Genomic DNA, 12,969 nt, shown 5'->3' with positions numbered 1-12,969 from the left:
TGGTTACTTGTTCCTTTCGAGCAGCGTGCCCTGCGGGGCGGTGAACTCGCCGTCGGCGACGATGCGTTCGCCGCGCAGCCAGGTCGACTTGACGACGCCGTGCAGCGTCTTGCCCGCGTAGGCGGTGACGCGGTTGCGGTGCTGGAGCGCGGCCGGGTCGACGGTGAAGGTCTCCTCGGGGGCGAGCACCGCGAAGTCGGCGTCGCGGCCGACGGCGATGGCGCCCTTGCGGTCGTCGAGGCCGACGAGGGCGGAGGTCCGCTCGGACATCCAGCGCACCACGTCCTCCAGGGAGTGGCCGCGCTCGCGGGCCGCGGTCCAGATCGCGGAGAGACTGAGCTGGAGGCCGGAGATGCCGCCCCACGCGGTGGCGAAGTCGTCGGTCTTCAGATCGGCGGTGGACGGCGAGTGGTCGGTGACGATGCAGTCGATCGTGCCGTCGGCGAGGGCCTGCCAGAGCAGGTCCTGGTTGGCGGCCTCACGGATCGGCGGGCAGCACTTGAACTCGCTGGCGCCGTCCGGGACTTCCTCGGCGGTGAGCGTGAGGTAGTGCGGGCAGGTCTCGACGGTGAGCTTGACGCCCTCGGCCTTGGCGGCGGCGATCAGCGGCAGCGCGTCGGAGGACGACAGGTGCAGGATGTGGACGCGGGCGCCGATCCGCTTCGCGGTGTCGATGAGGCCCTTGATCGCGACGTCCTCGGAGACACGCGGCCGGGTCGCGAGGTAGTCGTCGTACTTGGGGCCGCTGTGGTGCGGGGCGACGTCCAGCTCGTGCGGGTCCTCGGCGTGCACGATGAGCAGACCGCCGAAGCCGGCGATCTCGGCCATCGAGGCGGTGAGCTGGTCGCCGTTCAGGTGCGGGAACTCGTCGACGCCGGACGGCGACAGGAAGCACTTGAAGCCGAAGACGCCGGCGTCGTGCAGCGGGCGCAGGTCCTTGACGTTGTCCGGCAGGGCGCCGCCCCAGAAGCCGACGTCGATGTGCGCCTTGGCGGCGGCGACCTCCTGCTTGGTGCGGAGGTTGTCGACGCTGGTGGTCGGCGGCAGCGAGTTGAGCGGCATGTCGACGAGGGTCGTGATGCCGCCGGCCGCGGCGGCGCGGGTGGCGGTCCAGAAGCCTTCCCACTCGGTGCGGCCCGGGTCGTTCACGTGGACGTGCGTGTCCACGATGCCGGGCAGCAGCACGTGGTCGCCGAAGTCCTCGAGCCGGGCGCCCGCCGGTACCTCCGCGTCGTGGCCGAGCACCGCGACGATCTTCCCGGCGGCGACGGCGACCGACGCGGGCCGCGTACCGTCGGGGGTGATGACGCGGGTCGAGCGCAGCACCAGTTCGACTTCGACGTCCGACACCCTGGACCTCCTCTGATTCAACGTTCTGTTGAAGGAGTCTTCACTCCTCGTTCGCGGTCCGTCAAGGGTCCGCAGCGCGCACCGTACGTCCCGCACACTCTCTGGACGTTTCCACAAAGTGAAATTATTATTCCGGTACGCAGAACGTAGCTACCGACGAACTTCGGGGTCAAGGGATCACTGGTCGGGAAACGCTCGGTAGGCTGCACCATCGCCTGCTTGTCCTCGAAAGGAACGCGCCGTGCCGACGTCCGACGCCAGCACCACCGACACCGCCAAGGCCACGCCCAGTGGCGGTGTCCAGTCCCTCGAGCGCGCCTTCGACCTGCTGGAGCGGATGGCCGACGCCGGCGGCGAGGTCGGGCTCAGCGAGCTCTCCGCGAGCAGCGGTCTGCCCCTGCCGACGATCCACCGCCTGATGCGCACCCTGGTCGCCTGCGGCTACGTACGCCAGCAGCCCAACCGGCGCTACGCGCTCGGCCCCCGCCTCATCCGCCTCGGCGAGTCCGCCTCGCGCCTGCTCGGCACGTGGGCCCGGCCGTATCTCGCCCGGCTCGTCGAGGAGACCGGCGAGACGGCGAACATGGCCCTGCTCGACGGGGACGAGATCGTGTACGTCGCCCAGGTGCCCTCCAAGCACTCGATGCGCATGTTCACCGAGGTCGGCCGCCGGGTGCTGCCGCACTCCACCGGTGTGGGCAAGGCGCTGCTCGCGAACACCCCCGCGGACGAGGTGCGGGCGCTGCTCTCGCGGACCGGGATGCCCGCGGCCACGGAGAAGACGATCACCACGGCCGACGGGTTCCTGAACGCGCTGGAGGACGTGCGGCGCCTCGGGTACGCCGTCGACGACAACGAGCAGGAGATCGGGGTGCGGTGCCTGGCGGTGCCGGTGCCGGACTCGCCCACCGCGGCGGCCATCTCCATCTCGGGTCCCGCGGGGCGGGTCACCGAGGCGGCCACGGACAAGATCGTGCCCGTGCTCCAGCAGGTGGCGCGGGAGCTCTCCGAGGCGCTGGCCAGTTCCGGGGCGGCGTCCTAGCGGGGCCGTCTGCGGGTGCGGGTGCTGTCTGGCCGGTCGCCACGACGCACCCCGCACCCACCCGCACACCTACCGAGGCAGAACCTCCGCCCCCGCCAGCCGTCCGTCCACCATCTCGACGACCTGGTCGGCGACGCCCAGGTGCGCCCGGTCATGCGTGACCAGCACCGTCGCCACCCCCCGCTCCCGCGTCAGCCACCCCAGCAACTCCAGCACGGCGGCCCCCCGTTCATGATCGAGCGCGCTGGTCGGCTCATCCACCAGCAGCACCCGCGGAGCGTTCACCAGGGCCCGCGCGATGTTGATCCGCTGACGCTGGCCGCCGGAGAGCTGGTGGGGCCGCCGGTGGGCCTGTCCGGCCAGACCCACCGCGTCCAGCAACTCCGCGGCGCGGTCCCGCACTTCGCGGGCGCGACGGCCGTCCAGGTGGGCCATGACCTGGAGTTGCTCAAGGGCCGTCAGGGACGGCAGCAGATTGGGCTGCTGGAACACGATGCCGACGGCGCGGCGGCGCAGCTCCGCCGCCGCGGCCCGGCGCAGACCGGTCGCCTCGGCCCCGTCGATCACCACCCGCCCGCTGTCGGGCGTGACCAGGGTCGCGGCGACCGCGAGCAGACTGGACTTGCCCGAGCCGGACGGTCCCACCACGGCGGTCACCGTCCCCGCCGGGACCTCCAGGTCCACCCGGTCCAGGGCCGTCAGCCGGCCCTCCCCGTCCGCGTAGGTGAGGGTGATGTCGTCGAGCAGCAGGGTCATCGGGCGCTCCCGAGCGCGGTGAGGGGGTCGACGGCGGTGATCCGCCGGATGGACAGGGCGGCGCCGGCGACTCCGAGGACGGTCATGACGGCGGCCGGGCCGAAGCTGGTCAGCGGCTCCAGCACGAACGGCACGCTGTCCGGCACGAACGCCCCGATCAGCGCGGCCAGCGCGGTGCCCACGGCGGTGCCGCCGACGAGCAGCACGACGGCCTGGCCGAGCGCGTCCCGCAGCAGATAGGACGTCGAGGAGCCCAGCGCCTTCAGGACGGCGATGTCGCCGCTGCGCTGGATCGTCCACACGGTGAAGAACGCCCCGATGACGAGGGCCGAGATGACGAAGAGGAAGCCGCGCATCAGCTGCAGCGACCCGTTCTCGGCCTGGTAGGACCCTATGGCTTCGAGGGCGCCCTGCACGGTCGTGGTCCGGGTGCCCGCGGCGCGGTCCGCGGCCGGCGCGTCGTATCCGGCGGTGGTGTCGAGGGCGACGACGGTGGCCTGCGGGCCGTTGCCGCCGGCCCGGGGCGCGAGCGACTGCCAGTCGTCGAGGTCGATCCAGACGACCGGGGTGTGGCTGTAGGAGGCGTCGCCGGAGACGGCCGTGACCTTCACGGTGGTGCCGCCGAGGGTGAGGGGGTCGCCGACACCGACGCCGAGTTCGTCCGCGGCCTTGTGCGACAGCACGGCGGTGCCGGGGGCGGTCGTGTCGGGCGCGAGGCCGGAGTCCGGTTCCACCCCGAACGCGGAGACGGCCGCGGTGTGGTCGCCGGACCGCGCGCTGACGGTGCCGATGCCGATCGGCCGCGCGCCGCTGACGCCCGGCTGTGCGGCCAGCTCCCGCCACTGCGCACGGTGGACGGTGGAGCCGGTGAACGACACGGACTGGTCCCCGGCCGGCCGCGCGAACGCGATGCGGTCGGCGGGCAGCCCGGTGAGCGCCGACGTGTTGTCCCGGGCCAGCCCGGCGGTCAGCCCGGACAACAGCCCCACCAGCAGCGTGATCAGTACGATCACGGTTCCCATCAGGGCGAACCTGCCCTTGGCGAACCGTAGGTCTCTCCATGCGACGAACATGCCGTCCACCCTGCTGCCCCGGGCCGCGCACGGGCATCGCGCCACAGCACGCTTCACCCGGATCGAAGGAAGGACGCCGCTTTCCACCTTTCGGTTGACCGGCTTCGGCGGCCGGCTTCGTACGCTGGTGAGCAGTATGGATCCACGTTCCCTGACCCCCGCTCTGCGCGCCCTGCGCCTGTGCCTGCATCTGCTGATGGCGGGGCTGCTCGCGCTGGTCGTGGCCCGTGGCCTGACCGGCCGCTCCGCCGAGCCGGTCGCGGCCGTGGTGGCGGTGACCGTGGCTCTGGGCGCCGTGTACGCGGCGGGTCCGCTGATGCCCGCCGTACGGGCCACGCGCGCGGGCGCCGCGTGCTGGCTCGCCGCGCTGGGGGCGGTGTGGGCGGCGCTGCTCGTCCTCTCCCCCGACGCCCTGTGGCTGGCCTTCCCGCTGTACTTCCTTCTGCTCCACCTGCTGCCCGCGCGGTGGAGCGTCCCGGCCGTGGTGCTCGCGGCGGGCGCGGCCATCGCCTCGTACGTCGGGCACGGCGCGGCGCTGAACCCGGGCGCGTTCATCGGGCCGCTGCTCGGGGCGGCCGTCGCCGTGGCCACCGTGCTCGGTTATCAGGCGCTGTACCGGGAGAGCGAGCGCAGGCGCCGCCTCATCGAGGAACTCATCGCGACCCGCGCCGAGCTCGCCGACGCGGAGCGCGCCGCGGGCACCCTCGCCGAGCGCGAGCGGCTGGCCCGCGAGATCCACGACACCCTCGCCCAGGGGCTGTCCTCGATCCAGCTGCTGCTGCGCGCGGCCCAGCGCGACCTGCCCGGGGACTCCCCGGCCGCCGGACACATCGAGCAGGCCAGGTCGACGGCGCAGGACAACCTCGCCGAGGCCCGCCGCTTCGTCCGCGCCCTCACCCCGCCCGACCTGGCGAACGGCTCGCTGGCCGGGGCCCTGGAGCGGTTGTGCGCCACGGCCCCCGGCCTCGTCGCCCGCTTCACGACGAGCGGCACCCCGCTCGCCCTCCCCACGCCGTACGAGGTGGCGCTGCTGCGGATCGCCCAGTCGGCGCTCGGCAACACGGTGCGGCACGCCCACGCGTCCCGCGCGGAGATCACCCTCAGCTTCATGGAGACCTCGGTGGCCCTGGACGTGGTGGACGACGGACGCGGCTTCGACCCGGACCTGGCCGTGCCCGGTGACGGCGGCTTCGGGCTGCCCGCGATGCGGGCCCGGGTCCGCGCCCTCGGCGGCACGTTCACCGTCGAGTCGGCGCCCGGCCAGGGCACGGCGGTGGCGGTCACGCTGCCGGTTCCCGCCGGGGGTGACGTGTGATCCGGCTGCTGCTCGCCGACGACCATCCCGTCGTACGCGCCGGTCTGCGGGCCGTCCTGGACGCCGAGCCGGACTTCGCGATCGTCGCGGAGGCCGCCACGGCGGAACGGGCGGTCGAGCTGGCCGCCGCGGAACCCGTGGACGTGGTGCTGATGGACCTGCAGTTCGGCGCGGGGATGCACGGCGCCGAGGCCACGGCGCGGATCGCGGCCCTCGACGGGGCGCCGCGGGTGCTCGTCCTGACGACGTACGACACCGACGCGGACATTCTCGCCGCGGTGGAGGCGGGGGCCTCCGGCTATCTGCTGAAGGACGCGCCGCCGCAGGAGCTGGCGGCCGCCGTCCGCACGGCCGCCTCGGGCCGCTCCGCGCTCGCCCCGGCGATCGCGCTCCGCCTGATGGACCGGTTGCGGGCGCCCTCCGAGGCGTTGAGCCGGCGGGAGCTGGAGGTTCTTCAGCTGGTGCGGGACGGCTTGTCGAACGCGGAGATCGCTCGTGAGCTGTTCTTGAGCCAGGCCACGGTGAAGTCCCATCTGGTGCACATCTACGCGAAGCTGGGGGTGGATTCGCGGACGTCGGCCGTGGCCCGAGCGACGCGATCCGGATTGCTGAGACCCCGCTAGGGGCGTGGGGAACTGCGCGAGCAACCCACGAAGAGCCGCGGACGCGTCTGCTCGCTCCATGAGCAGACGCGTCTGCGGCTCTGCCGTGGCTGGTCGCGCAGTTCCCCACTCTCCTTACGGGGCACAGAAGTCGCCCGGTGTCAGATGGCGCAGGGCACGCAGCTCCGCCCGCCGAGCGGAGCGCACCGGCACCGTGAGGACGGGGCACACCGCGTGCCGCCGCACATACCGGTGCACCGCCGCGCGGCGGGACCGCACCCCGAGGACGAGCAGGTCGTCCGGGCGCGCGGCCAGTCCGAGGAGCGCGGGGCCGGGCCGGGAGCGTTCGACGCGGAGCGACACGGCCAGGCCGGGCGGCGGTCCGCCCAGCGTCTCCTCGACGGCCCGGGCCAGCTCGGCGCGCGCCGAGTCGTGCCAGTGCCGGGCCCACGCACGGTCCGGCCAGCGCCGGTACATGCCCTCGCCCTCCGGCGGCTCCCAGGCCAGCACCACCACGAGCTCCCGCGCGGAGCGCCCCGCCGCGTCGGCCGCCGTGCGCAGGGCGACGCGGCTCGCCGGAGAACCGCTGACGCCGACGACGACCCGGCCGGGCCGCTCCGGCGCGGCCGGGGTCCGCGGACGGCGACGGCCGCCCCACGGCCACCCGCCCGCCGCTTCCTCCGCGCGCCGTTGCAGCACCCGCTCGTACCGGTCGCTGAAGCCACTCCTGTCGGCGTGCATGATGTGCCTCCTCGTTCCCACCCAGGCCACTTCTGGTCGGCCGGTTCCGAGTCTGTAGATTGATTGGCCTGGAGAGCAGGGCCAATGACAGGAATGTGGCATGGCAGTCGGCACAGGAGTCCGCAGCATGGACAACGCGGCCGGGCGCCCGGGCGCCAAGCGGCTCGCCGCTCTGGTGACGGGCGTCGCCGGGGAGCGGCCGGGCTATCGCGCGCTCGCGCAGGGGATGCGCACGCTGCTGCTCGACGGGCGCGTCGCGCTGCACACACGGCTGCCCGCCGAGCGCGAGTTCGCGACGGCGCTCGGGGTCAGCCGGGCCACGGTGACGGCCGCGTACGACCTGCTGCGGGAGAGCGGGTACGCGCGCAGCCGGCGGGGCGCCGGGACCTGGACCGAGCTGCCCGAGGGCGCGCGGCTGACGAGCGTGCGCACCCCGGAGGCCGGCGAGGACGTCATCGATCTGGCCGTCGCGGCACCCGGCGCGCTGGCCGACGAACTGGCGGCCGCGTACGCCGCGGCGAGCGAGGACGTGGCCCGGCACGCGCTGACACCCGGTTACCACCCGTACGGTCTGGCGGAGCTGCGCGCCGCGATCGCCGAGCGGTACACGCGGCGCGGTCTGCCGACGCGGCCGGAGCAGATCCTGGTGACCTCCGGCGCCCAGCAGGCGGTCGCGCTCACCCTCACGCTGCTCGGCAGGCCCGGCGACCGGATCGCGGTGGAGAACCCGTCGTACGCCAACGCCCTCTCCGTGATCCGGCAGTTGGGGCTGCGCACCGCTCCCGTGCCGGTGACGGAGGACGGGTGGGACGCCGAGCTGTTCGGGGCGATCCTGCGGCAGTCGGCGCCCCGGCTCGCCTATCTCATCCCGGACTTCCAGAATCCGACGGGCCGGCTGATGCCGCTCGACCAGCGCCGCCGGATCATCGCCGACGCCCGCGCGACCGGCACCTGGCTGGTCGTCGACGAGACGATCGCGGACATCGCGCTCGACGTCCCGACACCGCCGCCGTTCGCCTCGCTGGCGCCGCACGGCGGTGAACAGATCGTCACCGTCGGCTCGCTGAGCAAGGGGCACTGGAGCGGTCTGCGGGTCGGCTGGGTGCGGGCGGGCGCGCGGCTGATCACCGAGCTGACGGCGCAACGGGTCATGGCCGACATGTCCGGTTCCGTGCTCGACCAGCTGGTGGCGCTGCGGCTGCTCGGCCGCGAGGAGGAGATCCTGCGCCGGCGCCTGCCCCTGCTGCGCGACCAGCGCGACCGGCTGGTGGACCTGCTCGGCGAGGAGTTCCCGGACTGGCGGTGGCAGGTGCCGCCCGGCGGGATGTCCCTCTGGATCGATCTGGGCCGGCCGATCGCCTCGGCGCTCGCCGGGGCGGCGCTGCGGCACGGGGTGCGGATCGAGGGCGGGTCCCGGTTCGGCGCGGATCCGGGCACGTTCGAGAACCGGCTGCGCTGGCCCTACACGCAGCCGGCCGAGGTCGCCGAGGAGGCGGTGCGGCGGGTCGCGGCGGCCGTCGACGCGGGGCTCGGCGCGACCGTCGAGGAGCCGGGGCGCCCGCACTGGGTGGCCTGAGGCCGGCCCGCCCGATCCGGGCCGCCAGGTGCCGGGTCAGCGCTCGGCCGGCGGCCCGCCGAACAGCTCCACCGCGCCGCGCACCTGGGCGAGGGACGCCGACAGGGCGCTCACCGACCCGATCGCGCCCGCGATCAGCAGCAGCGACCGGCGCAGCCGCGGCACCTCGGGACTGCCGCCGCCCGCCATGGCGTCGAGGGCCGCCAGCTCGTCCTCGGCGATGCCCCGGTCCGGGAATTCGGCCGGGTGGGCGGCGAGTTCCCGGCGCAGCCGGGACACGGCCGAGCGCAGCTCCGCCACTCTCGGGTCCTCGTCGACGCTGCCCGTCACCGGCCTCTGCTCCACGCTCCGCAACACAGTTCTCCCCCTCGCACATCGTTGTGCGCCTGTCGTACGTCCACAGCGCGGACCCTCGCCGGGCGGTGGTCGGGCGCCCAACTCGGATACGTGGCGGCCCAGTTAACGCCACGAGCCGCCTTGCGCGCCAGTCCGTTGCGCAAGGCAACTTCCACCGCGCGGGCGTCGGCCCGCCCCGTGCGGTATGCAGGGGGCATGACGACCGGAGAAACGGACGAGGTGGCCGGGCTGCTGCTCGCCGCGGGGGGCGGACGGCGACTGGGCGGGCGCCCCAAGGCCCTGCTGTCCCATCGTGGACGGCCCTTGGTGGAACACGCGGTACGGATGCTGCGCGCGGGGGGTTGCGGCCCGGTGCACGTGGTACTCGGGGCGGCGTCCGGCGACGTACGGGAGCGGGCCGCGCTCGACGACTGCGTCCTCGTGGAGAACCCGGCATGGGAGGACGGCATGGGATCGTCGCTGCGGGCCGGGCTCGGCTCGCTGGCCGGCGGCGGCGCGGCCGCCGCGCTCGTGCTGCTCGTGGACCAGCCGGGCATCGGCGCCGCCGCGGTGGCCCGGGTCCGGGAGGCGTACCGCTCGCCCGCGTCCCTCGTGGCGGCCGCGTACGACGGGGAGCGGGGGCACCCGGTGCTGTTCGGACGCGACCACTGGGCGGGGATCGCGGCGAGCGCGGACGGGGACCGCGGGGCGCGCGCCTATCTCAAGGAACACGCGGGAGCCGTGCGGCTGGTCGAGTGCGGGGATGTCGCGGAGGCGTACGACATCGACACCGAGAGGGATCTCCGCCACCTTGAGTGAAAGGCGTGGCACCGAGCGCCACGTTCTGTCGACTCAGAGAATCTCGACATCAACAAACGATTGAACTTCCACGATAAGGAAACTAGTATCCACTGATCAGAAGGGCCGGTCCCCCGTTGAGGGGCCAGCAGCCGTACCCCGGCGCCCTCGGCACCCCGTGCCGTCCGCGCCCGCTCGCTGAAGGAAGTGACAGCCTCATGTCCGCACCAGCGCCGTCCCCGCTGGCCATCGTCGACGCCGCGCCCCTGCCCCGGCAGGACGAGGTGCTCACCGATGCGGCCCTCGCCTTCGTGGCCGAGCTGCACCGGCTGTTCACGCCCCGGCGTGACGAGCTCCTCGCCCGCCGCACCGAGCGCCGCGCCGAGATCGCCCGCACCTCCACCCTCGACTTCCGCCCCGAGACCGCCGCGATCCGCGCGGACGACTCCTGGAAGGTCGCCCCCGCTCCGGCCGCGCTGAACGACCGCCGCGTCGAGATCACCGGCCCCACCGACCGCAAGATGACGATCAACGCCCTGAACTCGGGCGCCCGGGTCTGGCTCGCCGACTTCGAGGACGCCTCGGCGCCGACCTGGGAGAACGTCATCGGGGGTCAGCTGAACCTGACCGCCGCCTACAACCGCTCCATCGACTTCACCGACGAGCGCACCGGCAAGTCGTACGCCCTCAAGGACGCCGACCAGCTCGCGACCGTCGTGATGCGCCCGCGCGGCTGGCACCTCGACGAGCGCCACCTGGTGGGCGAGGCCGGCAAGCCGGTCCCGGGTGCCCTGGTCGACTTCGGCCTCTACTTCTTCCACAACGCCAAGCGCCTCATCGAGCTCGGCAAGGGCCCGTACTTCTACCTCCCGAAGACGGAGTCGTACCTGGAGGCCCGCCTCTGGAACGAGATCTTCGTCTTCGCGCAGGACTACGTCGGCATCCCGCAGGGCACCGTCCGCGCCACCGTCCTCATCGAGACGATCACGGCCGCGTACGAGATGGAGGAGATCCTCTACGAGCTCCGCGACCACGCCTCCGGCCTGAACGCCGGCCGCTGGGACTACCTCTTCTCCATCGTCAAGAACTTCCGTGACGGCGGCCAGAAGTTCGTCCTGCCGGACCGCAACCTGGTGACGATGACCGCCCCGTTCATGCGGGCGTACACGGAACTCCTCGTGCGCACCTGCCACAAGCGCGGCGCGCACGCCATCGGCGGCATGGCGGCCTTCATCCCGTCCCGCAAGGACGCCGAGGTCAACAAGGTCGCCTTCGAGAAGGTCAAGAACGACAAGGACCGCGAGGCCGGCGACGGCTTCGACGGCTCGTGGGTCGCGCACCCCGACCTGGTCCCGATCGCGATGGAGTCCTTCGACAAGGTCCTCGGCGAGAAGCCGAACCAGAAGGAGCGGCTGCGCGAGGACGTGTCCGTCGCCGCCGGTGACCTGATCGCCATCGACTCGCTCGACGCGAAGCCCACCTACGACGGTCTCGTCAACGCCGTCCAGGTCGGCATCCGGTACATCGAGGCGTGGCTGCGGGGCCTGGGCGCCGTCGCCATCTTCAACCTCATGGAGGACGCGGCCACCGCCGAGATCTCGCGCTCGCAGATCTGGCAGTGGATCAACGCGGGCGTCGTGTTCGAGAACGGCGAGACCGCCACGGCCGAGCTGGCCCGCAAGGTCGCCGCCGAGGAGCTGGCGAACATCCGCGCCGAGATCGGCGAGGAGGCCTTCGCGGCCGGCAAGTGGCAGCAGGCCCACGACCTGCTGCTCCAGGTCTCCCTGGACGCCGACTACGCGGACTTCCTGACGCTGCCCGCCTACGAGCAGCTCGGCTGACGTTCCCGTACTCCCGTACGGCCGTGAGAAGGCCCCCGGCACCGCACAGCGCCGGGGGCTTTCGCGTGTCTTCCGGGCTGCCTGTCCGGCTGCCTACTCGGCGGGCTTGTCGGAGTGGCCGAGGCTGCGGCCCGGCGCGACGCGGTCGCGGACCAGCCGCTTGACGGCGGTCGGCTCCGGGAAGCCCTGCTCCTTGCGGTCCCAGACGACCTCGTCGTCGACGCGGACGACGAAGACCCCGCCGGTGCCGGGCTTGAGCGACAGCTCCAGCAGGTCCGTCTCGAAGGTGGTCAGCAGCTCCTGCGCGAGCCAGGCCGCGCGCGGCAGCCAGCGGCACTGCGTGCAGTACTCGATCTGGACCCTGTGGCTCACCGGGGATGTCACTGGAGATGCACCGACCAATCCTGTTCCGCCGCCGGCTTGCCGTGCAGGTCCGGGACCCGCTTGAGCCAGGCCGGGCGGCCCTTCTGGGTGGCGGCGGCGCGCCGGGCGTCGGCGGCCGCCAGTTCGTCGCGGGAGGGGAAGTCCGTGGGCAGCCAGGACGCGGAGGACCGGGCCCGGGCCAGGAGATACGTCACGTACGCGTCCCGGACGTCGTCCGGTGCGGCGAACCCGGGCTCGTCCGTCAGCCACGCGTCCGGGACGAGCGCGACGACCTCGCGCAGCAGCTCCTCGGTCACCTTCGGCGCCAGTTCGGCGTCGGCCGCGCGCGTGTCCGGGCCGTAGCCGCCGAGGGCGTGGTGCCGGAAGTCGTACGCCTTGTCGGGCACGGCCGCGTCCCAGCGGTGGTGGAAGACGAGCGCCGCGCCGTGGTCGATGAGCCAGAGCCGCGGCGGGGCCGTGCCGAAGGTGGGCCACACCATGAGGTTCGAACTGTGCACCGTGCGGTCGACGTTGACGGTGAGCGCGTCGAGCCAGACGATCCGGCCGGCCTCCAGCGGGTCGACGGGGAACACCGCGGCGACGTCCGGCGTGAAGTCGGCCGCGCCCGGCAGGAAGTCCATCCCGAGGTTCAGCTCCGCGCTCGCCCGCAGCAGGTCCTGGACCTCCTGGTGCGGCTCGTCGGCGGCGACGGCCGGGTCGAAGTGGGCGAGCACCAGCTCCGGGAACCGCAGCCCGAGCCGGCGCGCCAGCTCCCCGACGACGATCTCGGCGACGAGCGCCTTGACGCCCTGCGCGGAACCCGTGAACTTCAGGACGTATGTGCCCAGGTCGTCGGCCTCCACGACACCGGGGACGGAGCCTCCGGTGTGCAGGGGGTTCAGATAGCGGGTGGCAGTCACTTCGCGCAGCACATCCGCAACTCTAGATCAGCGGCCGCGGGCGCGATCGTGATGGATCTCGGGGGGCGCACTGGTCCGGGCGACGGCCGGGAGCGTCCACCGCGCGCCGTCCGACGTGCGCGCGCTGCCCGTCGCCCGCGAGGTCCACCGGGTTGCGGGACCGGGCCGCTGGGTGACGGCGTACTCGGGGGCCGTGGACAGGGCGGGGACCCACCCGAAGTTCCGTACTTTGTCCGGGCACTGAGACTCCATCAGT

General features: G+C 73.2%; 13 protein-coding genes. 6 read left to right on the top strand and 7 right to left on the bottom strand.

Annotated features, from left to right (window positions below):
* Nucleotides 1-3: 3 nt before the first annotated feature.
* A complete protein-coding gene (gene allB / locus ACVHNB_RS11610) occupies nt 4-1,350 on the bottom strand; it encodes an allantoinase AllB (protein ID WP_428951455.1) in 1,347 nt (448 codons plus the stop codon).
* A gap of 241 nt (nt 1,351-1,591) precedes the next feature.
* On the opposite strand from allB, the gene ACVHNB_RS11605 reads away from it, so the two are divergent.
* Complete coding sequence (locus ACVHNB_RS11605) at nt 1,592-2,392, top strand: IclR family transcriptional regulator (RefSeq protein WP_456227985.1); 801 nt, start codon at nt 1,592-1,594, stop codon at nt 2,390-2,392.
* Between the two features lie 69 nt (nt 2,393-2,461).
* Here ACVHNB_RS11605 and ACVHNB_RS11600 read toward each other — a convergent pair whose 3' ends face one another.
* Nucleotides 2,462-3,148 carry an ABC transporter ATP-binding protein gene (locus tag ACVHNB_RS11600; RefSeq protein ID WP_456227984.1) on the bottom strand — a complete coding sequence of 229 codons (687 nt, stop codon included), beginning with the start codon at nt 3,146-3,148 and terminating at the stop codon, nt 2,462-2,464.
* Nucleotides 3,145-4,221 (bottom strand): ABC transporter permease, encoded by a 1,077-nt coding sequence (locus ACVHNB_RS11595; RefSeq protein WP_428951458.1) that lies wholly within the window; start codon nt 4,219-4,221, stop codon nt 3,145-3,147. The genes ACVHNB_RS11600 and ACVHNB_RS11595 overlap by 4 nt, the downstream gene beginning before the upstream one ends.
* A gap of 136 nt (nt 4,222-4,357) precedes the next feature.
* Here ACVHNB_RS11595 and ACVHNB_RS11590 point away from each other — a divergent pair, with 136 nt between their 5' ends.
* Complete coding sequence (locus ACVHNB_RS11590) at nt 4,358-5,536, top strand: sensor histidine kinase (protein ID WP_428951459.1); 1,179 nt, start codon at nt 4,358-4,360, stop codon at nt 5,534-5,536.
* Entirely contained in the window at nt 5,533-6,159 is a 627-nt protein-coding gene (locus tag ACVHNB_RS11585; RefSeq protein WP_428951460.1) for a response regulator, read from the top strand. Before ACVHNB_RS11590 ends, ACVHNB_RS11585 begins: the two co-directional genes overlap by 4 nt.
* 114 nt (nt 6,160-6,273) lie before the next feature.
* Here ACVHNB_RS11585 and ACVHNB_RS11580 read toward each other — a convergent pair whose 3' ends face one another.
* A complete protein-coding gene (locus ACVHNB_RS11580) occupies nt 6,274-6,879 on the bottom strand; it encodes a universal stress protein (RefSeq protein ID WP_456227983.1) in 606 nt (201 codons plus the stop codon).
* A gap of 100 nt (nt 6,880-6,979) precedes the next feature.
* On the opposite strand from ACVHNB_RS11580, the gene yczR reads away from it, so the two are divergent.
* Nucleotides 6,980-8,455, top strand: coding sequence for a MocR-like transcription factor YczR (gene yczR / locus ACVHNB_RS11575; protein ID WP_456227982.1), 1,476 nt, complete (start codon nt 6,980-6,982; stop codon nt 8,453-8,455).
* A gap of 36 nt (nt 8,456-8,491) precedes the next feature.
* Here yczR and ACVHNB_RS11570 read toward each other — a convergent pair whose 3' ends face one another.
* Nucleotides 8,492-8,812 (bottom strand): DUF5955 family protein, encoded by a 321-nt coding sequence (locus ACVHNB_RS11570; protein WP_428951463.1) that lies wholly within the window; start codon nt 8,810-8,812, stop codon nt 8,492-8,494.
* A 195-nt stretch (nt 8,813-9,007) separates the two neighbouring features.
* On the opposite strand from ACVHNB_RS11570, the gene ACVHNB_RS11565 reads away from it, so the two are divergent.
* Complete coding sequence (locus ACVHNB_RS11565; RefSeq protein ID WP_456227981.1) at nt 9,008-9,610, top strand: nucleotidyltransferase family protein; 603 nt, start codon at nt 9,008-9,010, stop codon at nt 9,608-9,610.
* Nucleotides 9,611-9,807: 197 nt separating this feature from the next.
* Nucleotides 9,808-11,430 carry a malate synthase A gene (gene aceB, locus ACVHNB_RS11560; protein WP_456227980.1) on the top strand — a complete coding sequence of 541 codons (1,623 nt, stop codon included), beginning with the start codon at nt 9,808-9,810 and terminating at the stop codon, nt 11,428-11,430.
* Nucleotides 11,431-11,523: 93 nt separating this feature from the next.
* Here the strand turns inward: aceB and ACVHNB_RS11555 are convergent, their stop codons facing one another.
* On the bottom strand, nt 11,524-11,802 hold the full coding sequence (locus ACVHNB_RS11555) for a SelT/SelW/SelH family protein (protein WP_428951466.1): 279 nt from the start codon (nt 11,800-11,802) through the stop codon (nt 11,524-11,526).
* Nucleotides 11,803-11,810: 8 nt separating this feature from the next.
* Nucleotides 11,811-12,725 carry a HipA family kinase gene (locus ACVHNB_RS11550; protein ID WP_456227979.1) on the bottom strand — a complete coding sequence of 305 codons (915 nt, stop codon included), beginning with the start codon at nt 12,723-12,725 and terminating at the stop codon, nt 11,811-11,813.
* Nucleotides 12,726-12,969 lie beyond the last annotated feature (244 nt).

The organism is Streptomyces sp. YJ-C3 (assembly GCF_053891275.1).
This window is presented reverse-complemented; position numbering and strand designations above follow the sequence as displayed.

Coding starts and splice junctions, on each gene's coding strand:
- ACVHNB_RS11600 (WP_456227984.1), bottom strand. CDS start 3,148: ATGACCCTGCTGCTCGACGACATCACCCTCACCTACGCGGACGGGGAG.
- ACVHNB_RS11595 (WP_428951458.1), bottom strand. CDS start 4,221: ATGTTCGTCGCATGGAGAGACCTACGGTTCGCCAAGGGCAGGTTCGCC.
- ACVHNB_RS11590 (WP_428951459.1), top strand. CDS start 4,358: ATGGATCCACGTTCCCTGACCCCCGCTCTGCGCGCCCTGCGCCTGTGC.
- ACVHNB_RS11580 (WP_456227983.1), bottom strand. CDS start 6,879: ATGCACGCCGACAGGAGTGGCTTCAGCGACCGGTACGAGCGGGTGCTG.
- yczR (WP_456227982.1), top strand. CDS start 6,980: ATGGCAGTCGGCACAGGAGTCCGCAGCATGGACAACGCGGCCGGGCGC.
- ACVHNB_RS11565 (WP_456227981.1), top strand. CDS start 9,008: ATGACGACCGGAGAAACGGACGAGGTGGCCGGGCTGCTGCTCGCCGCG.
- aceB (WP_456227980.1), top strand. CDS start 9,808: ATGTCCGCACCAGCGCCGTCCCCGCTGGCCATCGTCGACGCCGCGCCC.